Source organism: Xanthobacter cornucopiae, assembly GCF_043195065.2.
In the GTDB taxonomy this organism is placed as follows: domain Bacteria; phylum Pseudomonadota; class Alphaproteobacteria; order Rhizobiales; family Xanthobacteraceae; genus Xanthobacter.
This window is the reverse complement of record NZ_CM195531.1, coordinates 4141666-4159939: the sequence shown is the minus strand read 5'-3', so window position 1 is coordinate 4159939 and position 18274 is coordinate 4141666. Positions and strand designations below refer to the sequence as shown.

17 protein-coding genes are annotated in these 18274 nt (G+C 72.0%); 7 read left to right on the top strand and 10 right to left on the bottom strand.

The window, feature by feature from the left end; all coding sequences use genetic code 11:
- The first annotated feature begins 149 nt into the window (after nucleotides 1-149).
- The 5 genes from V5F53_RS18300 to sciP all read left to right on the top strand — a co-directional run bounded on the left by V5F53_RS18300 (nucleotide 150) and on the right by sciP (nucleotide 7925).
- Nucleotides 150-1079 (top strand): glycine--tRNA ligase subunit alpha, encoded by a 930-nt coding sequence (locus tag V5F53_RS18300; RefSeq protein ID WP_393995967.1) that lies wholly within the window; start codon nucleotides 150-152, stop codon nucleotides 1077-1079.
- 36 nt (nucleotides 1080-1115) lie between these two features.
- Nucleotides 1116-2420: an MFS transporter gene (locus V5F53_RS18295; protein ID WP_393995968.1), complete on the top strand. Its 1305-nt coding sequence runs from the start codon at nucleotides 1116-1118 to the stop codon at nucleotides 2418-2420.
- Nucleotides 2421-2528: 108 nt separating this feature from the next.
- Nucleotides 2529-4715 carry a glycine--tRNA ligase subunit beta gene (glyS, locus tag V5F53_RS18290; RefSeq protein ID WP_393995969.1) on the top strand — a complete coding sequence of 729 codons (2187 nt, stop codon included), beginning with the start codon at nucleotides 2529-2531 and terminating at the stop codon, nucleotides 4713-4715.
- A 545-nt stretch (nucleotides 4716-5260) separates the two neighbouring features.
- Nucleotides 5261-7279: a phosphatase PAP2 family protein gene (locus V5F53_RS18285; protein WP_393995970.1), complete on the top strand. Its 2019-nt coding sequence runs from the start codon at nucleotides 5261-5263 to the stop codon at nucleotides 7277-7279.
- Between the two features lie 370 nt (nucleotides 7280-7649).
- The gene (gene sciP / locus V5F53_RS18280) at nucleotides 7650-7925 is read left to right on the top strand and encodes a CtrA inhibitor SciP (RefSeq protein ID WP_012113328.1); all 276 of its coding nucleotides are present in this window, start codon (nucleotides 7650-7652) and stop codon (nucleotides 7923-7925) included.
- Nucleotides 7926-8249: 324 nt separating this feature from the next.
- Here the strand turns inward: sciP and phnN are convergent, their stop codons facing one another.
- From phnN to phnG, 8 genes are all read right to left on the bottom strand, one after another.
- Complete coding sequence (gene phnN / locus V5F53_RS18275) at nucleotides 8250-8828, bottom strand: phosphonate metabolism protein/1,5-bisphosphokinase (PRPP-forming) PhnN (protein ID WP_393995971.1); 579 nt, start codon at nucleotides 8826-8828, stop codon at nucleotides 8250-8252.
- A 26-nt stretch (nucleotides 8829-8854) separates the two neighbouring features.
- On the bottom strand, nucleotides 8855-9994 hold the full coding sequence (locus V5F53_RS18270; RefSeq protein ID WP_393995972.1) for an alpha-D-ribose 1-methylphosphonate 5-triphosphate diphosphatase: 1140 nt from the start codon (nucleotides 9992-9994) through the stop codon (nucleotides 8855-8857).
- 39 nt (nucleotides 9995-10033) lie between these two features.
- Entirely contained in the window at nucleotides 10034-10759 is a 726-nt protein-coding gene (gene phnL / locus V5F53_RS18265) for a phosphonate C-P lyase system protein PhnL (protein ID WP_393995973.1), read from the bottom strand.
- Nucleotides 10756-11553: a phosphonate C-P lyase system protein PhnK gene (gene phnK, locus V5F53_RS18260; protein WP_393996261.1), complete on the bottom strand. Its 798-nt coding sequence runs from the start codon at nucleotides 11551-11553 to the stop codon at nucleotides 10756-10758. The genes phnL and phnK overlap by 4 nt, the downstream gene beginning before the upstream one ends.
- Before the next feature lie 32 nt (nucleotides 11554-11585).
- The gene (locus V5F53_RS18255; protein ID WP_393995974.1) at nucleotides 11586-12506 is read right to left on the bottom strand and encodes an alpha-D-ribose 1-methylphosphonate 5-phosphate C-P-lyase PhnJ; all 921 of its coding nucleotides are present in this window, start codon (nucleotides 12504-12506) and stop codon (nucleotides 11586-11588) included.
- Nucleotides 12503-13705 carry a carbon-phosphorus lyase complex subunit gene (locus V5F53_RS18250; RefSeq protein ID WP_393995975.1) on the bottom strand — a complete coding sequence of 401 codons (1203 nt, stop codon included), beginning with the start codon at nucleotides 13703-13705 and terminating at the stop codon, nucleotides 12503-12505. Before V5F53_RS18250 ends, V5F53_RS18255 begins: the two co-directional genes overlap by 4 nt.
- Before the next feature lie 105 nt (nucleotides 13706-13810).
- The gene (phnH, locus tag V5F53_RS18245; RefSeq protein ID WP_393995976.1) at nucleotides 13811-14422 is read right to left on the bottom strand and encodes a phosphonate C-P lyase system protein PhnH; all 612 of its coding nucleotides are present in this window, start codon (nucleotides 14420-14422) and stop codon (nucleotides 13811-13813) included.
- Nucleotides 14422-14925 carry a phosphonate C-P lyase system protein PhnG gene (gene phnG / locus V5F53_RS18240; RefSeq protein WP_393995977.1) on the bottom strand — a complete coding sequence of 168 codons (504 nt, stop codon included), beginning with the start codon at nucleotides 14923-14925 and terminating at the stop codon, nucleotides 14422-14424. Before phnG ends, phnH begins: the two co-directional genes overlap by 1 nt.
- A 169-nt stretch (nucleotides 14926-15094) precedes the next feature.
- Here phnG and phnF point away from each other — a divergent pair, with 169 nt between their 5' ends.
- Nucleotides 15095-15832, top strand: a complete 738-nt coding sequence (phnF, locus tag V5F53_RS18235; RefSeq protein ID WP_393995978.1) for a phosphonate metabolism transcriptional regulator PhnF — start codon at nucleotides 15095-15097, stop codon at nucleotides 15830-15832.
- Nucleotides 15833-15857: 25 nt separating this feature from the next.
- Complete coding sequence (locus V5F53_RS18230; protein WP_393995979.1) at nucleotides 15858-16466, top strand: pyridoxamine 5'-phosphate oxidase family protein; 609 nt, start codon at nucleotides 15858-15860, stop codon at nucleotides 16464-16466.
- Between the two features lie 24 nt (nucleotides 16467-16490).
- Here the strand turns inward: V5F53_RS18230 and phnE (V5F53_RS18225) are convergent, their stop codons facing one another.
- Both phnE (V5F53_RS18225) and phnE (V5F53_RS18220) read right to left on the bottom strand, forming a co-directional pair.
- On the bottom strand, nucleotides 16491-17345 hold the full coding sequence (gene phnE, locus V5F53_RS18225; protein ID WP_393995980.1) for a phosphonate ABC transporter, permease protein PhnE: 855 nt from the start codon (nucleotides 17343-17345) through the stop codon (nucleotides 16491-16493).
- Nucleotides 17342-18226, bottom strand: a complete 885-nt coding sequence (phnE, locus tag V5F53_RS18220; RefSeq protein ID WP_393995981.1) for a phosphonate ABC transporter, permease protein PhnE — start codon at nucleotides 18224-18226, stop codon at nucleotides 17342-17344. The genes phnE (V5F53_RS18225) and phnE (V5F53_RS18220) overlap by 4 nt, the downstream gene beginning before the upstream one ends.
- Between the last annotated feature and the right edge of the window lie 48 nt (nucleotides 18227-18274).

Sequence of the window (18274 nt, the reverse complement as noted above, 5' to 3'; positions counted from 1 at the left end):
GCCGGCCGTCGCACCCGCCGGCGATCACGCTTCCCTTGATCGCGTTCCCTTGATCTCGCCGGAACGAAAAACTAGTGTCCGCCGGCGCAGCGGCGCGGTGGGCCCCTTCCGGTTCCGCGCCGGCTGGCCCGATGTCTCGCGAGCCCTTGATGATCGATCCCGCCCTTCCGCCCCATATGCGGCCCGACCGCTCCTTCCAGGCCCTGCTGCTGACCCTTCAGCGCTTCTGGGCGGACCAGGGCTGCGTGATCCTCCAGCCCTACGACATGGAGGTGGGGGCCGGCACCTTCCACCCCGCCACCACCCTGCGCGCCCTCGGCCCCAAGCCCTGGAAGGCGGCCTATGTGCAGCCCTCGCGCCGCCCCAAGGACGGGCGCTATGGCGAGAACCCCAACCGGCTGCAGCATTATTACCAGTTCCAGGTGATCCTGAAGCCGTCGCCGCCCAATCTCCAGGATCTGTACCTGAAGTCGCTGGAGGCCATCGGCATCGATCTTCACCTGCACGACGTGCGGTTCGTGGAGGACGATTGGGAGAGCCCGACGCTCGGCGCCTGGGGCCTGGGCTGGGAGTGCTGGTGCGACGGCATGGAAGTCTCGCAATTCACCTATTTCCAGCAGGTGGCCGGCTTCGAGTGCGCGCCGGTGGCGGGCGAGCTCACCTATGGGCTGGAGCGCCTGGCCATGTACGTGCAGGGGGTCGAGAACGTCTACGACCTCAACTTCAACGGCCGCGAGGGCGCGGAGAAGACCACCTACGGCGATGTCTTCCTCCAGGCCGAGCAGGAATATTCGCGGCACAATTTCGAGCATGCCGACACCGACATGCTGCTGGAACAGTTCCGCATGGCCGAGGGCGCCTGCACCAAGTACCTGGCCGCCGGCGATGCCGGCGAGAAGCACCTGATGGCGCTGCCGGCCTACGACCAGTGCATCAAGGCCTCCCACGTCTTCAACCTGCTCGACGCGCGCGGCGTGATCTCGGTCACCGAGCGGCAGAGCTACATCCTGCGCGTGCGCGAGCTGGCCAAGGCCTGCGGCGCCGCCTGGCTGAAGACCGCCGGCGGCGGGGCCGCCTAGCCACCCCGCCTAGCCACCCCGCCGGGAGCCCCCGCCATGAGCGCCACCGACGCCGCGTCCGATCTCCGGTTCGAGGCCGGCGCCGCGCCGGCGCGTCTGCCGCCCCGCGCCATGGCCGCCGGGGCCATGGGCAACCTGCTGGAATGGTACGATTTCGCGGTCTACGGCTTCCTGGCCAGCGTGTTCGCGCGGAACTTCTTCCCCAATTCCAGCCCCACCGCCGCCCTGCTCTCGGTGTTCGGCGTGTTCGCCGCGTCCTTCCTCATGCGGCCGCTGGGCTCCATCGTGTTCGGCCATATCGGCGATCGCCATGGACGGCGGGCGGCGCTCATCACCTCCGCAGCCTGCATGACGGTGTCCACCGTGCTGGTGGGCCTGCTGCCCACCTATGCCGCCATCGGCGTGATGGCGCCGGTGCTGCTGCTGGCGCTGCGCCTGCTGCAGGGCCTCGCCATCGGCGGCGAATACATGACCTCGGCGGTGTTCCTGGCGGAAGGCGCGCCCCGGGACTGGCGCGGCACCTGCGCCGCCCTCGCCACCGTGGGTTGCAACGCCGGCACCCTGGTGGGCTCCGGCATGGGTGCGCTGACGGCCGGGCTGCTCACCCCCGACCAGCTCGACGCCTGGGGCTGGCGGGTGCCGTTCCTGCTGGGACTGGCGCTCGGCGGCTTCACCCTGGTGCTGCGGCGCACCGTCCCCCCCACCCCACCGCCCATGGTGCAGGCGGCAGACGCGGAACTGCCGCTGCTGGCGGCGATCCGGGACGCGTGGCGCGACATCCTGCGCGCCTCCTGCCTCACCTTCGTCGGCGGCGTCTCCTATTACCTCATCTTCGTCTATCTCGCGACCTGGCTGCAGCAGGTGGACGGCTTCACCCCGGCCCTGTCGCTGGAGCTCAACACCCTGAGCATGCTGGTGGTGCTGGTGCTGGCGGTGGCGTTCGCGGCACTGTCCGACCGGATCGGCCGCAAATGGGTGCTGGGGGCCGGCTTCCTCGGCCTTGCCCTGTTCTCCTGGCCGCTGTTCCTGCTGCTGCGCTCCGGCGATCCCGCCCTCGCCCTGGGGGCGCAGATCGGCTTTTCGGTGCTCATCGCCACCGGCGGCGCCATGCCGGCGGCGCTGGTGGAGCTGTTCCCCCGCCGCATCCGCTGCACCGCGGTGGGGCTGAGCTGGAACCTTGCCATCGGCATCGGCGGCGGCACCGCGCCGCTGGTGGCGGTGCTGCTGGTGAGCGCCACCGGCAGCACCATGGCGCCGGCGGCCTACCTGATCGGCGCGGCGGCGCTGGCCACGCTGGCGGTGCTCACCCTGCCCGACCGCGCCGGCCGGCCGCTCGATTGAGGCCGCGCCCCTCGACGGCGTGGCCGAAACCCTTTAGCACACGCCCGAACCCTCACCCCGGCGCGCCCGCGCGCCTGCCTCCCCGCCACCGGGGACGAGTCCGGTCCCATGCCCGATCTTCTGCTTGAGCTCTTCTCCGAGGAAATCCCCGCCCGCATGCAGGCCCAGGCGGCCGACACGCTGCGCAAGCTCGTCACCGACGCGCTGGTGGACCGGGGGCTCGTCTATGAAGGCGCCAAGGCCTTCGTGACGCCACGCCGGCTGGCGCTCGCCGTGCACGGCCTGCCCGGCAAGCAGGCCGACCAGCGGGAGGAGAAGAAGGGCCCCCGCGTCGGCGCCCCCGAGGCCGCCCTGGCCGGCTTCCTGAAAAGCGCCGGGCTCGCCTCCATTGAGCAGGCCAAGGTGCAGTCCGACCCCAAGAAAGGCGATTTCTATGTCGCCGTGGTGGAGAAGAAGGGGCGCGCCACGCCGGAGGTGATCGCCGAGATCGTCCCCGACATCATCCGCGCCTTCCCCTGGCCGAAGTCCATGCGCTGGGGCACCGGTAGCCTGCGCTGGGTGCGGCCGCTGCACGCCATCGTCTGCACCTTCGGCGTGGAGGGCGACGAGCCGGAGGTGGTGCGGTTCGAGGTGGAGGGCATCACGTCCTCCAACGTCACCTACGGCCACCGCTTCCTGGCGCCCGCCCCGTTCACGGTGAAGCGCCTGGACGACTGGATGGCCAAGCTCGACGCCGCCAGCGTGGTCGCCGACCGCGACCGCCGCAAGGCCATCATCCTCAACGACGCCAAGGACCTCGCGCTCGCCGCCGGGCTGGAGCTGGTGGAGGACGAGGGGCTGCTGGAGGAGGTGTGCGGGCTGGTGGAATGGCCGGTGGTGCTGATGGGCGCATTCGAAGAGCGCTTCCTCGACATTCCCGACGAGGTCATCCGCGCCACCATCCGCGCCAACCAGAAGTGCTTCGTGCTGAAGGACCCCAAGACCGGGCGCCTCGCCAACCGCTTTATCCTGATCTCGAATCTGGTGGCCAGCGACGGCGGCGCCGCCATCGTCGCCGGCAACGGCCGGGTCATCCGCGCCCGCCTGTCGGACGCCAAGTTCTTCTGGGACACCGACCGCGCCAACGGCCTGGAAAGCCGGATGCCCAAGTTCGCCCACATCACCTTCCACGAGAAGCTGGGCACCCAGGCCGCGCGCATCGCGCGCATCGCCCGCCTCGCCAAGGAGATCGCCCCCCAGGTCGGCGCCGATCCGGCGCTGGCGGAAGAGGCGGCGCTGATCGCCAAGGCCGACCTGCTCACCGAGGTGGTGGGCGAGTTCCCCGAGTTGCAGGGCCTGATGGGCCGCTACTACGCCACCGGAGAGGGCCTCGCCCCCGAGGTCGCCGCCGCCTGCGAGGAACATTACAAGCCCCAGGGGCCGGGCGACCGGGTGCCCACCGCCCCCGTCTCCGTCGCCGTGGCGCTGGCCGACAAGATCGACACCTTGGTCGGCTTCTGGGCCATCGACGAGAAGCCCACGGGCTCGAAGGACCCTTATGCTTTGCGCCGGGCGGCGCTGGGCATCATCCGCATCGTGCTCGAAAACGGGCTGCGGCTGCGGCTGGCGCGGCTGATGTCGCCGCTGTTCGAAAAGATTGATATCTCCCTGCTAACGGCCGACGTGGTAGAACGTCAGAAGAAAATTAATGAGCTTGGCCGAGGCGTCGCTGGCGGATCAACGGCCATCGGCCTGTCTTCTTTCGGCGACGATATGGTCGATGAGCGAGCGTTGGACCTGCTCTCCTTCTTCGCCGACCGCCTCAAGGTGTACCTGCGCGAGAACGGCGCGCGGCATGACCTGGTGGACGCGGTGTTCGCCCTGCCCGGCCAGGACGACCTGTTCCAGCTGGTCAACCGCATGAAGGCGCTGGCCCGCTTCCTGGAGACCGAGGACGGACGGACCCTGCTCGCCGGCTATCGCCGCGCCGTGAACATCCTGCGCATCGAGGAGAAGAAGGACGCCCGCGCCTATACCGGCCCCACCAGCGCCGCCCTGCTCAAGGAGGAGGCCGAGGAGAAGCTGGCCGCCGCCATCGAGGATGTGAAGGCCCATGTGGCCAGCGCCCTCGCCGCCGAGGATTTCGAGGCCGCCATGACCGCGCTGTCGGACCTGCGCGGCCCGGTGGATGCCTTCTTCGAGGCGGTGACGGTGAATGCCGCCGACCCGGCCCTGCGCGAGAACCGCTTGAAGCTGCTGGACGAAATCCGCGCCGCCACCCGCGCCATCGCCGATTTCGACCGCATCGAGGGCTGAGCCGGCGGCCGATTCCGGCCCCGGGTCGCGTCCTTCCGCGCTCCGGGCGCCCCCGCCGGGGGCGTGCAGGCGGCTGAGGCCCGCGTGGCGCTGAGCCCCGCCCATCCCGTAATGCCAAAGGCCTGTGAGCTTTGCTCATGGGCCTTTGGTCAAGCCCACGCGGCGCTTGAGCGAACCCACTTGGCACCGGTCGAAGACAGGGTCGATGGGATCAGCGCCACGGCCGGCCCCTGCAATGCCTGAAGGCCGCGTCCGTCCCGGCCGCGCGCGCGATCGGGACGGCGGTGCCACAGCCTCCGCCGCGCGGCGGCTTGCCCGCGCCTCCCGCGCCTCCGGCACCGGTCCCGGCTTTTCCGCCCCTCTTGCGCGCCCCTCCCTTTGCGCTGCTGGCCGCGACCTTCGCCCGGCTGGCGCAACGCTGGCCTTGGCAGCACGATGGGCCGGTTTGAAATGGGGCCTTGGGGGACAGCATGGGTGGGTCTTGGAGCGCGCCGGGGCAGCCGGCCGGTCGCAGCCGGAGTTTCGTTCGCGGCCGACGGATGGGCATGGCCGCCGCGCTGGCCGTGGCGCTGGCGGCGGGACCGGCCGGCGCCGAGGCTCCCGCCCTCCCGCCCTCGCTCACCCCGGCGCTGACGCCGGCGGAGGCGTCCGCCTTCTGCCTCACCCCGGTTTGCGCCACCGCGCAGCAGCAGGGCCAGGGAAGCGCGCTGATCGTGCTGCACGCCCTCGGCCACACGGCCGCCGGCCAGCGGCTGCTGGAGGCCAACGCCGCCGTCACCGCCCACATCTATGAGACATCCACCCTGGCGGAGCGCATCCAGGCGGTGCAGAACGCCCGCGATCCGGCCGACCCCGCCCTCACCAGCTTCAACATCTGGAGCCTGGTGGATGGCCCGGCGCGCGCGGTGATGCTGCCCCTGGCCTCCGGCCACGCCCTGCCCGGCACCATCGGCGCCGACCTCGCCGGCGCCTTCGCCGTGGAGCAGGTGGGCTACCTGAAGGACACGTTTCCCCAGGCCAACATCTATGGCGACGCCTATCACGCGCCCCCGGGCCTGGTGAACGATCCCCGCCCCTATCTCGCCCTGCCGGCCATCGGCACCCGGCCCTGGACCCGCGACACCACGCCGCCCGGCATCGTCGCCGGCCAGCACGCGGAATGGCAGAGCCTCGCCACCATGCCCTCGTTCCCGAGCGGCCACACCTTCTTCGGCTTCACCACCGCGCTCTATTACGCCACCCTCGCGCCCACCTACCACCAGGAGCTGTTCCGCGCGGCCCAGGCCTATGCCCTCGGCCGCAACATCATCGGCGTCCACTACGCCCTCGATGTGATCGGCGGGCGCATCGTCGCCCAGCGCACCCTGGCGGAGCTGCTGGCCGGCAATCCCTCCTATTCCGCAGGCTTCCCGCGGCGCGCCGGAGCCAATGCGGAGGCCTTCGGCGCCGCGCTCGGCCCGGTAGCGGTTTCGCCGCTGCACGCCGGCTGCCGGGCTTCGGTGGCGGGATGCCTCGCCAGCGGCCTCATTCCCAGCGCCGCCCGCTGGCGCGCGCAGCGGCAGCAGGCCGCCTGGCGCCTCACCTACGGCCTGCCGCCCATGGGCGAGAACCCGCCCGGGCCGGTGGTGCCGGACGCGGCTGAGGGCCTCCTGGCCGCCCGCTTTCCCTATCTCGGCGCGGCCGAGCGCCGGGCCGTCCTGGCCAGCACCAGCCTGCCCGCCAACGTGCCCCTGGACGGCGGCCAGGGCTGGGCACGGCTCGACCTCCACGCCGCCGGCGGCGGCTACGGCGCCCTGGACGGAGCGGTGACGATCACCCTGGATGCCGCCAAGGGCGGACTTCACGCCTTCGACCTGTGGACCAACGACATCACGGGCGCCGGCAGCCTCGCCAAGACCGGCAGCGGCACCCTGCTGCTGGCCGGCGACAACAGCTATGCCGGCGGCACCACCGTGGCCGAGGGGGCGCTCGGCCTGTCCGGCAGCCTCACGGGCAGCCTCGCCATCGCCGCCGGCGCGAGCGTGTTCAGCACCGGCGGCTATTGGGTGGCGCCGGACGCGACGCTGGCCAATGCCGGCACCTTCACCTCCATCGGCGCGGCCCTCTACAATTTCGGCGCCGCCACCAACACCGGCCACCTCACCGGCGACATCTTCAACTTCGGCACCCTCACCGGCGCGGGCACGGTGTCCGGCACCCTGCGCAATGCCGGCCTGCTGCGGCCGCAAGGCGGCGCCATCCGCCTCGCCGCCGACGCGGTGCTGGAGCCGGGATCGGTGCTCGCGGCGCCGGCCGGCGTCCCGATCCTCGCCGCCGATGGAGCCGTGCATCTCGGCGGCCGGCTGGAGCTGCGCGACGATGCCCCGGCCGCCGACACCGCACAGGACACGGCGCCCCGGTCCTGGACCCTGCTCACCGCCGCCGGCGGCGTGTCCGGCGGCTTCGACGCGGTGCGCCCCCCCGACCCGTCGCTGGAGGCGGAGGTCCGGGTGGCGGGCACGGCGGTGATCGTGACGCTGCGGCCACGGACCGCCGCGCGCCTCGCCGCGGCGGCACCGCGCTGATACCAAAGCCCTGAGCGTCACTCATCCGCCTTCGGTCAAACCCGCGCGGTGCCTGAGCGGACCCACTTGGCACCGGTCGAAGACCGGGGCCGATGGGATGAGCCGTCGGACGGCCCGCCGGAGGCAGCCGGCGGGACCAATGATGGCGACGCAGCAACGGGCGCCACCGCCGAGGCATCGCCCTCCCCGGGCCCGCGCCGGGAGGGCGACCGGGGAACATGCCGGCCAGCCCGTGTTTACCTTCCGGACAGATTCCCTTCAGGCTCTCTTAAGACAAGTAAATGATATTTAATTCCAGTACTTTAGCGAAATATTCAGGAGCCTGCGCCATCTTTGCTCCAGTGTAAGCCAGTGTACGGGTGGCGTAACGATGACCGATGCGTATCGGCCGAGGGTAAAGTACGTGATCGGCCCCGATGGTGGTCCGCTCACCATCGCGGACCTGCCTCCTCCAGACACCCGGCGCTGGGTGATCCGGCGCAAGGCGGAGGTGGTGGCGGCGGTCCGGGGGGGCCTGCTCTCCCTGGAGGAGGCCTGCAAGCGCTACACGCTCACCGTGGATGAATTCCTGTCGTGGCAGGCCTCCATCGACCGGCACGGCCTGCCGGGCCTGCGCACCACGCGCATCCAGCACTACCGACAATAGACGGCTTCAGCCCGGCCGCGGGCGCGAACGGCCGATGCCGCGCCCCCGGCGCGCCGGCCCTGCCAGCCCCGCCGTCGTGGCCGTCGCCACGCCCCTCGCCCGGTGCCGCGCCGGCTGCGCGCACGCGGAACAGGCCCGAACAGCCCCCCGGGGGCGGTCGAGCCCTGCTCACGCCATAAAGGAATCCCCCCGCAGGGATGTTGAGCCGTGTCACACGTCTCCCGACGTGCGGCACCGCTCAAGCCGCCTCCGCCCGCCGCGTCCGGTTCGCCCGGCCGGCGGGCCCTTTTTCAAGGCGGACGGATCTCCCCGCGGGCCGCCCGGTCAGCCGGCCGCCGCCAGGGTGGCGGCGATGAAGTCCGCCAGCCGCCGGCCGCCATCGGCCGGGGCCCCCACATTGTCGATCAGCAGATCCGGCGCCAGCGTCAGCGCCGGCTGGCGGGCGAGGCGTTCGCGGATGTCGGCAGGGTGTTCGCGGCCGCGGGCCGCCAGCCGCGCCGCGCGGACCCCCATCGGCGCCGTCACCAGCACCACCTTGAGCCGCGCGAAACGGCTGCGGGCCTCGTCCAGGGTGGCGCGGGAGCCGTTGGCCACCACCGCCCCACCGGCCTGGATCTGGGTCATCACCTCCGGCCCCAGCGCATAGGCAAGGCCGTGGGCGCGCCAGCACAAGGCGAAGCGACCGGCGGCGCGCTCGGCCTCGAAATCCGCCTCGCTGAGGGTGCCGTGGGCCTCCCCCGCCCCCGGCGGACGGGTGACCAGCCGCCGCGCAAACGCCACCCGCCCCTCGCCGGCGAGCCGCGCACGAGCGATGTCGATCAGCGTATCCTTGCCGGCGCCGGACGGCCCCACCACCAGGATGAGGGCCCCCGGCCCAAGCGGATCGGACGGCGGGGCAGACACCGCCGCACTCCCCTTACCATCCGCGCTCATGCCACCCGCCGCCCCTCGCGATAGACGCTCCGCACCACCGGTATATCGCCGAGCGCGGCCACCCGCGCCAGGTCGGCGCGACGGCCGGGGGCGATCTCGCCGCGATCGGCGAGCCCCGCCACCTCGGCCGGAATCTTGGTGACGCGCTGCATCGCCTGCGGCAGCGAGATCGCCGGCACCCGCCGCGCCAGGTCGAACGCCGACCACAGCAGGCTGGAGGGCACATAATCGGAGGACAGGATGTCGAGCAGCCCCGCCCGCGCCAGCGCCTCGGCCGAGGCGTTGCCGGTGTGGGAGCCGCCCCGCACCAGGTTGGGCGCCCCCATCAGCACCCGGATGCCGGCCTCGTGGGAGAGCCGGGCGGCGGCCTCGGTGGTGGGGAATTCGGCGATGGCGACGCCGTCGCCGATGGCCTCGGCCACATGCTCGGGGGTGGCGTCGTCATGGCTCGCCAGCACGCAGCCATGGGCATGGGCGAGCGCCACCAGGCCGGCGCGGTTGGGGCGCGCATAGCGGGCGTGGCACTCGAGCCGGGTGGCGACGATGACGTCGATCTCGTCGGCGCCAAGGCCGCTCTTCTTCATGTAATAGCTGCGGAACTGCTCGACGCTGGCGAACTGGCGCTGGCCCGGGGTGTGGTCCATCAGCGAGACGAGATGGATATCGGCCTGGTCCATGATGGCCGCGGCATCCTCCACCACGGTGTCGGTGGCGACCTCGCAGCGCAGGTGGATGCGGTGGTCGGCGCGCAGGGCGCCGGCATTGCGGGCGGCGGCAAAGGCGGCGATGAGCGCCGGCGCCTCCCCGTCCATGCCCACGGCGCGCTTGTCCGGCCAGACCCTCAGCGAATCGAACACCGTGGTGATGCCGGAGGCGGCCACCTGCGCGTCGTGCGCCAGCACCGCCGCCACCGGGTTCCACCGCACCTTGGGGCGGGGCGTCAGGTGGCCTTCCACATGGTCGGTGTGCAGTTCCACGAGGCCCGGCACGAGATAATCGCCGGCGAGGTCCTCGGCGCCGGCCGGCACCGCGCCGGTGCCGATCTCGGCGATCCTGCCGTCGACGAGGCGCAGGTGGCCATGCACCACCGCATCGGCGAGCACGAGGCGGGCGTTGGCGAGCACGGTTTCAGTCATGTCCAGTCCCTTCATTCCAACGGCCGCGGGCCGGGGGCCTCAGGCGGCGAAGCGGGCGACGTCCACCACCCGGTCGGCCGCCGCCGCGCGGGTGTCGGCGTCGTGGAAGATGCCGAGCACGGCGCAGCCGGCGGCCTTCTTCTCGGCGATGAGGTCGATCACCACCGCCCGGTTGGCGGCGTCCAGCGAGGCGGTGGGCTCGTCCAGCAGCAGCAGGGGCTGGGAGCCGATGAAGCCGCGCGCCACGTTCACGCGCTGTTGCTCGCCGCCGGAAAAGGTGGCCGGCGGCAGCCGCCACAGGCGCTCCGGCAGGTTGAGCCGGGCCAGCAGGGCACCGGCCCGCTCCGCCGCGGCGTCCCGCGCCACGCCCTCGGCCAGCAGCGGCTCGGCCACCACGTCCAGGGCGCCGACCCGGGGAATGACCCGCAGGAACTGGCTGACATAGCCGATACGCCGGCTGCGCAGGCGGATGAGCGGGCGCGGCGCCAGGGTGGCCACATCCACCACGCCCGCGTCGGTGGCCACCAGGATGCGGCCGGCGTCGGTGCGATAGTTGCCGTAGACCATCTTGAGGATGGAGCTCTTGCCGGCCCCGGAGGGCCCGCCCAGAGCCAGGCATTCGCCGGCGAACACCTCGAACGAGACGCCCTCCACCACCGGCAGGCGCAGGCCGCCCCGCAGGTGCAGGGTGAACTGCTTGGCAATGGCCTCCACCGCCAGCATCGGGGCCGGTGGAACGGGGGCGCGGGGAGCGGGAGCGATCATGGCGTGAGCACCGAGGACACGAGAAGCTGGGTGTAGGGCGCGCGGGGGTCGTCCAGCACCTGGTCGGTGAGGCCCTCCTCGATCACCTCTCCCGCCTTCATCACCATGATGCGGTGGGAGAGCAGCCGCGCCACCGCCAGGTCATGGGTGACGATGACCACCGCCAGGCCGAACTCGGCCACCAGCTGGCGGATGAGGTCCAGCAGCCGGGCCTGCACCGACACGTCGAGACCGCCCGTGGGCTCGTCCATGAAGACGAGGCGCGGCCGCGTCACCAGGTTGCGGGCGATCTGCAGGCGCTGGCGCATGCCGCCGGAAAAGGTGCGCGGATCGTCGTCGATGCGCTCGGGCGCGATCTCCACCCGGCCCAGCCAGTCGGCGGCGGTGGCGCGGATGTCGCCATAATGCCGCTGACCCACCGCCATCAGCCGCTCGCCCACGTTGCCACCGGCCGAAACCGCCATGCGCAGGCCGGCTTCCGCGTGCTGGCGCACGAAGCCCCAGTCAGTGCGCAGCAGCAGCCGCCGCTCGGCCTCGGAGAGGTGGGCGAGATCGCGCGTGTGCCCGTCGCGCAGGCGGTAGAGCACCCGCCCGGCACTGGGCGCGAGCTCGGTGGACAGGAGGCCGAGCAGGGTGGACTTGCCGGAGCCGGATTCGCCGACGATGGCCAGCACCTCGCCGGGATAAAGGGTGAGGTTCACATCCCGGCAGCCCAAACGGGCGCCGTAATAGCGCGTGAGGCCCTCGGCGCTCAGCAACGGGGCGTCGCCGTCCGCGCCCATCGCTTCACCCATCACCTGGCTTGCGCTCGTGGCGGTGCCCGCGCTCATGGCCGCTCCTCCCCGCTGCCGGCGGCGTCCGTCGTGCCGGCCGCCGTGCCATAGGGCGCGCTCAGGACACCGGCATGGCCCTCGCCCTGGCGGGTGGCGCAGTGGTCGGTATCGGAGCACACGAACATGCGGCCGCCGGCGTCATCCAGGATCACCTCGTCCAGGTAGACCCCCTCGGCGCCGCACAGGGCGCAGGGCTGGTCGAAGGTCTGCACCGCGAACGGATGGTCCGCGAAGTCCAGCGGCACCACGCTGGTGTACGGCGGCACCGCATAGATGCGCTTCTCGCGGCCGGCGCCGAACAGCTGCAGCGCCGGGCTCATGTGCATCTTCGGGTTGTCGAACTTCGGGATCGGCGAGGGATCCATCACGTAGCGACCGTTCACCGTCACCGGATAGGCGTAGGTGGTGGCGATGTGGCCATGGCGGGCGATGTCCTCGTAGAGTTTCACGTGAATCAATCCATAGTCGCCCAGGCCGTGCAGGCGGCGGGTCTCGGTCTCGCGCGGCTCCAGGAACCGCAGCGGATCGGGGATCGGCACCTGGTAGACCAACACCTGCCCCGCCTTCAGGGAGGCTTCGGGAATGCGGTGGCGGGTCTGGATGACGGTGGCCGCCTCGGTGCGGGTGGTGGTGGCCACTCCGGCGGTGGCGGCGAAGAAGCCGCGGATGGCAACCGCGTTGGTGGTGTCGTCCGAGCCCTGGTCGATCACCTTCAGCACGTCGTCGGCGCCGAGGATGGCGGCGGTCACCTGCACGCCGCCGGTGCCCCAGCCATAGGGCATGGGCATCTCGCGGCCGGCGAACGGCACCTGGTAGCCGGGAATGGCGATGGCCTTCAGGATGGCCCGGCGGATCATCCGCTTGGTCTGCTCATCGAGATAGGCGAAATTGTAGGTGAGGCGCGCGGGGGTCATTCGGCGGCCTCCTGGCCGGGGGTTGGCGCCGGGTCCGGCGCCGCCGCGCCGGTCTGCCCGGCATGGGCGGCATGGGCGGCATGGGCGGCACGCATGCGGCGCACGAGATCGAGCTCGGCCTGGAAGTCGACGTAGTGGGGCAATTTGAGATGCTCCACGAAGCCGGTGGCCTGGACATTGTCGCAATGGGACAGCACGAATTCCTCGTCCTGCGCCGGGGCGCTCTTCTCCTCGCCCAGCTCTTGGAAGCGCAAGGCGCGGTCCACCAGTGCCATGGACATGGCCTTGCGCTCCGACTGGCCGAACACCAGGCCATAGCCACGGGTGAACTGCGGCGCGCGAGTCGCCGAGCCGGTGAACTGGTTCACGCTCTGGCATTCGGTGAGCGTGATGTCGCCCAGCGGCACGGCAAAGCCCAGCTCCTCCACATGAAGGCTCACCTCCACCGTGCCGAACCGGATTTCACCCACGAACGGATGGGTGCGGGCATAGCCGCGCTGGGTGGAATAGCCGAGCGCCAGCAGGAAGCCTTCGTCGCCCCGCGCCAGCGCCTGCAGGCGCAGCGGCCGGTCGGCCGGGAACGCCAGCGGGGTGCGGGTGAGGTCGGCGGGCGGCGCGCCGTCGTCGGCGGAGGCCGGCTCGATCAGGCCTTCCTCGCCCAGCAGAGCGGTGACGCGGGGCACCCGGCCGGGCGCCACGGCGGGCGGTTCCGAAAGATCCGGCGGCGCGGCCACATCCGGCGCGGGGGGCTCCGGCAGGGTGGCGCCGACCTCCCCCTCGCCCAGGGCCGCCCGGGTGGCGAGCGTGGCGTCGAGCAGGCGGTGGGTGTAGTCGAAGGTGGGCCCCAGCACCTGCCCGCCGGGCAGGTCCTTGAAGGTGGCCGAGATGCGCCGGTGCAGGCGCATGGCGCCGGTGTCCACCGGCGCGGTGGCGCCGAAGCGCGGCAAAGTGGTGCGGAACGCCCGGGCCAGGAAAATCGCCTCGATCAGGTCGCCGCGCGCCTGCTTAATGGCAAGCGCCGCCAGCTCCCGGTCGTAGAGCGAGCCCTCGGCCATCACCCGGTCCACCGCCAGCCCCAATTGCTCGGCGATCTGGTCGATGCCGACCTCCGGCACCGCGGGGTCGCCCCGCCGCCGCCGCGCCAGCAGCGCATGGGCGTTGCGGATGGCGTCTTCCCCGCCCTTCACGGCCACGTACATGACAGGCTCTCCTGACAGGCTTTCCGCCGCCTGACGCGGCGCGTTTCACACAGTCCCGGCGGGCACGCGCCGGCTTCCCGTCCCCGCCCCCGGCGCCGGCGCCGCTCAGGCCCCGGGCAGGGCCACCGGCCGCGCGGTGCGGGGCACCGCCGCCACCGCGCCGGGGGCGCACAGGATGAGGTCCACGCCCAGCGGAAAGCCCGCCGCGTTGGCGGCGAGCCGGGCCGCGAAATCATGCGGGAGGGGAACCGCGCCGAAGCCGCGCGGCACCGCGTTTCCCGGGCCGGCGAGGGCGAGCGGCCCGGCCTCGAACCGCTCGACCTGCACCACGAGCGTCGCCGAGCGATCCGGATCGTCCGGCTCGCCCTGGGCAAAGGCGGCGAACGGCGGCAGCCCGGCGCCATCGGCGCAGAAGGCGAAGCGCGCCGCGGCCGGTTCGCCCGCGCGCGGCGCGCCGGTGTGGAAGCGCAGGAAATCCGCCACCTCCGGCCGCGCCGCCAGCGGCGGGTCGAGCCAGAACGGCGTTTCGTAGTCCAGCAGCGCCAGCGCCACCGCCGCCAGCTCCGGCGCCAGCGGCGCCGGGGGGCTGAGACCGCCGGCCAGGGGCAGCACCCGGCCCGGCTCGGCCATGGCCCACATGAGAGCCGAGAAGGCGCGCTGGGCATCATGCACCGGATCGGCGAAGCCCGGCGCGGTGGCGAGGGACACGGGCGGCATCAGTCTTCCCCGCGCGTCATGGTGAAGAAATTGACCTTGGTGGCGGCGGCCTCGCCCGCCACGGCGGCATCCTCCGCCGCCAGCCGGCGGCGGACCGGGCGCAGCGCGTCGTCCACCGCGATGCGCAGCGCCGGGTCCTGCCAGAACGCGTCCAGCAGCGCCGCCGCCCGGGCCTTTTCCGGGGCGCGGCCCAACAGATAGGACAGGCCGGTGGCGCCGCCTTCCACCTGCACGGCGGCGCGTGTCACCGTGGCTTCGCCGAGGTTGAAGGCGCCGCCGTCGCCGCCGGCGCGGCCCTGCACCATCACCAGCCCCACCTCGGGCGGGCGCAGATCGCGCAGCTTCGGCAGCGGCTCGAAACGCTCGACCGCGGCCTGAAGCTCCTTGAGCGTGGCACGCGCCAGAACGCCCATGAGCGCTTGGCGGGCGGCCGTGTCATCCGGCGCGGGCGGCGGGACCGCCGCGACCGGCGCCGCCGGGGGCGTGGTGCTGGTGGAGGACATCTGAGGGCTCTCGATCCCTGGGCCGCGACCGGCGCGGCGGCTTCGCGGACGATTCCCTAGACTTAATTTGTATGTTCGTCTATACAAATGTTCATTACGCAGAACATCGAAACGGGGGACGCGCGTGTCGGGAGCGGAGACCACTGTGAAGGCCGAGGGTCACAGCCCGATGACGGGTGCCGACGCGCCGGTGCCGCGCGGCACCGGGGTGGCGCTGTGGCGGCAGATCGCCGAGCGCCTGGAGGCCGACATCGCCGCCGGGCGCTGGGGGCCGGGCGAGCGCCTGCCGGTGGAAACCGAGCTGGCGGTCGCCTTCGGCGTCAACCGCCACACCCTGCGCCGGGCGCTGGGGGCGTTGGCCGAAGCCGGGCTGATCGAGGCCACCGCCGGCCGCGGCACCTTCGTGAAGGCCCCGCCCCTGCGCTATCCCATCGGCCCGCGCACCCGCTTTTCCGAGATCGTCACCGCCGGCGGGCGCTGGCCCTTCGGCCGCTTCCTGGGCGCCCGGCTGGAACCGGCCGATGCCGAGGTCGCGCGCGAGCTCGACATTGCCCCAGACACCCCGGTGCTGCGCATCGAGAGCATCCACGAGGCGGACGGCGTGCCGCTGTCCTGCGGCCTGGCCTGGTTCGTGGCCGCGCGCTGTCCCGACCTGGACCTGGTCTATGCCGCCACCGGCTCCCTCACCCGGGCGCTCGCCACCCTCGGCATCCAGGACTTCCGCCGCCGCGAGACCCGCGTCACCGCCCGCCCCGCCAATGCCCGGGAGATGGACCAGCTCTCCATCGCCCCCGGCCGCTCGGTGCTGGTGCTGGAGCGGGTGGACGTGGAGCCGAACGGCCGGCCGCTGCAATGGGGCCGCTCCTCGTTCGCCGCCGATCGCGTGCAGCTGGTGTTCAAGCCCTGATCCCGTCCACCGAAGGAGACTCCCCATGGCCCGCATCGACAGCGTGGACGCCCTGCGCCGGCTCTACGGCGAGCCCTCCGGCCGCACCCGCGACAAGGTGCTGTCGCGGCTCGATCCCCATTGCCGCCGCTTCATCGCCCTGAGCCCGTTCGTGCTGGTGGCCACCGCCGACGCCGCCGGCGCCGCCGATGTCTCCCCGCGCGGCGATGCCCCGGGCTTCGTGGCGAGCGAAGACAACCGCCTGTTCATCCCCGACCGGCCCGGCAACAACCGGCTGGACAGCCTCTCCAACATTCTCGCCACCGGGCGCGTGGGCCTGCTGTTCCTCATTCCCGGCGTGGACGAGACCCTGCGCGTCAACGGCCGCGCCGCCATCCATGACGACGCGGACCTGCGCGGCCGCTTTCCGGTGAACGGTCGCCTGCCGCGCACCGTCATCGCCGTGGAGGTGGAGGAAGCCTTCCTGCACTGCGCCAAGGCCTTCATGCGCTCGGCCCTGTGGAGCCCGCAGGCGCAGATCCCGCGCGCGGCCCTGCCCACCATGGGCGAGATGCTGCGGGACCAGATCGGCCACGCCGCCCCGGCCGAGAGCCAGGACGACATGCTGCGCCGTTATCGCGCCGTGCTGTACTGACGGCCCGGCGTCGGGCCACGCCGGTCAGCGCGCGCGGCCGATGATGGCGAAGCGCAGGCGCGAGGAGATGAAGTCGATCACCCCCACCATCACCAGCATCATGAGGATGAGGAAGGACACCTTCTGCCACTCCAGAACCCGGATCTGCTCGGCCAGGTGCAGCCCCAGGCCGCCGGCGCCGACGATGCCGACGATGGTGGACTGGCGGGCGTTGCTCTCGAAATAATAGAGCAGCTGGCTCGCCAGCACCGGCAGCACCTGCGGCAGCATGCCGAAGCGCACCCCCTCCAGCGGCGAGCCGCCGGTGGAGACGACGCCCTCCACCGGCTTGCGGTCGAGCGCCTCCACCGCCTCCGAGAACAGCTTGCCCAGCTCGCCGAAGCTGGCGGTGGCGATCGCCAGGATGCCGGCGAACGGGCCGAGCCCGACCACCGTGACATAGATCAGCGCCCAGATCAGCCGGTCCACCCCGCGCACCGTGTCGAGCAGGCGGCGCACCGCGAAGTGGGCGAAGATGTTGGGAATGACCGTCTTCGCCGCCAGGAAGCCAAACGGCAGCGCCAGCAGCGCCCCGCCCAGGGTGCCGAGGAAGGCGATGGCCAGGGTCTCGCCCAGGGCGTGCATGTAGAGCGGCAGCTGGGTGCCCGGATCGGGCGGAAACATCATGGCGGTGAAACGGCCGAGCTGCACCAGGCCGGAGCCCAGCCGGTCCAGGCCGAAGCCCAGCCGCCAGCAGGCGAAGGCGGCGACCAGGGCCGCCAGCCCCAGCACCACGCCGGCGCGCACCCGCCCCGACGGCGATGGGCGCATCGCCTCAGGGAAGGCGGCGGCAAGGCGGGCGTGGTCGGCGGCGCCGAGATCGAAGCGGGCGCGGGTCATCGCTTGTCCCCGAGGCCGATCAGGCGGTGCCGCACCTGCTCGGTCAGAATGTCGATGATCATCACCGTGGCGATGATGAGCAGCAGGATGGCCGAGACGTCGGAATAATAGAACTTGCGGATGGCCTCGATCAGATCCTGGCCGATGCCGCCGGCGCCGACGAAGCCCATGATGGAGGCCTCCCGCACGTTGATCTCGAACCGCAGCAGGCCATAGGAGGCGAAATTGGAGGCCACCTGCGGCACCACCGCGAAGCGTACGCTCTGCACCCAGGAGGCGCCGGAGGCGGTGGCGCCCTCCACCGGCTTCATGTCGATGTTCTCCACCACCTCGGCGAACAGCTTGCCCAGCGCGCCCATGGTGTGGATGGCAAGCGCCAGCACCCCCGGCAGCGGCCCGAGGCCGAAGGCGACCACGAACAGCAGCGCGAACACCAGCTCCGGCACCGTGCGGCAGAATTCGAGGAAGCGGCGGGCGGCGAGGCGAATGAAGGGGTTCGGCACCAGGTTGGCGCTGGCCAGGAAGCACAGCACGAAGGCGCCGATGCCGCCGGCAAGCGTGCCGAGATAGGCGATGAGGATGGTGTCGAACAGCAGCTTCAGCCAGTGGTCGAGATTCCAGTACCACTCGCCGAGATCGCTCCACAGGCTGCCCCAGCGCAGGGTCGGCGTGATGTTCCAGAAATAGTCGGTGAGGCGGTCGGCATGGGCCAGGAACACCCCCGGCCGCACCTCGCCCATCCAGGTCGACAGGGCGATGCAGACCAGCACCACCGCCGCGACCATGTAGGAATGCCGCCGCCGCGCGCGCACCGCCGCGTCATAACGGGCGAGCAGGGGGAAAAGCTGCTCCTCGGGCAGGATGGGCACGGCGTGGGACAAGGTGGCCTCGCGGCGTCGGGGCAGGCCGGTGCGGCCTGCCGGAGGGCT

Excerpts from the sequence above, each read along its gene's own strand:
- V5F53_RS18285 (WP_393995970.1), top strand. The coding sequence starts at position 5,261 with ATGGCCGCCGCGCTGGCCGTGGCGCTGGCGGCGGGACCGGCCGGCGCC.
- V5F53_RS18230 (WP_393995979.1), top strand. The coding sequence starts at position 15,858 with ATGGCCCGCATCGACAGCGTGGACGCCCTGCGCCGGCTCTACGGCGAG.
- V5F53_RS18300 (WP_393995967.1), top strand. The coding sequence starts at position 150 with ATGATCGATCCCGCCCTTCCGCCCCATATGCGGCCCGACCGCTCCTTC.
- phnH (WP_393995976.1), bottom strand. The coding sequence starts at position 14,422 with ATGCCGCCCGTGTCCCTCGCCACCGCGCCGGGCTTCGCCGATCCGGTG.
- phnG (WP_393995977.1), bottom strand. The coding sequence starts at position 14,925 with ATGTCCTCCACCAGCACCACGCCCCCGGCGGCGCCGGTCGCGGCGGTC.
- phnL (WP_393995973.1), bottom strand. The coding sequence starts at position 10,759 with ATGATCGCTCCCGCTCCCCGCGCCCCCGTTCCACCGGCCCCGATGCTG.
- V5F53_RS18255 (WP_393995974.1), bottom strand. The coding sequence starts at position 12,506 with ATGACCCCCGCGCGCCTCACCTACAATTTCGCCTATCTCGATGAGCAG.
- glyS (WP_393995969.1), top strand. The coding sequence starts at position 2,529 with ATGCCCGATCTTCTGCTTGAGCTCTTCTCCGAGGAAATCCCCGCCCGC.
- V5F53_RS18250 (WP_393995975.1), bottom strand. The coding sequence starts at position 13,705 with ATGTACGTGGCCGTGAAGGGCGGGGAAGACGCCATCCGCAACGCCCAT.
- phnE (WP_393995980.1), bottom strand. The coding sequence starts at position 17,345 with ATGACCCGCGCCCGCTTCGATCTCGGCGCCGCCGACCACGCCCGCCTT.
- V5F53_RS18295 (WP_393995968.1), top strand. The coding sequence starts at position 1,116 with ATGAGCGCCACCGACGCCGCGTCCGATCTCCGGTTCGAGGCCGGCGCC.
- sciP (WP_012113328.1), top strand. The coding sequence starts at position 7,650 with ATGACCGATGCGTATCGGCCGAGGGTAAAGTACGTGATCGGCCCCGAT.
- V5F53_RS18270 (WP_393995972.1), bottom strand. The coding sequence starts at position 9,994 with ATGACTGAAACCGTGCTCGCCAACGCCCGCCTCGTGCTCGCCGATGCG.
- phnK (WP_393996261.1), bottom strand. The coding sequence starts at position 11,553 with ATGGGTGAAGCGATGGGCGCGGACGGCGACGCCCCGTTGCTGAGCGCC.
- phnF (WP_393995978.1), top strand. The coding sequence starts at position 15,095 with ATGACGGGTGCCGACGCGCCGGTGCCGCGCGGCACCGGGGTGGCGCTG.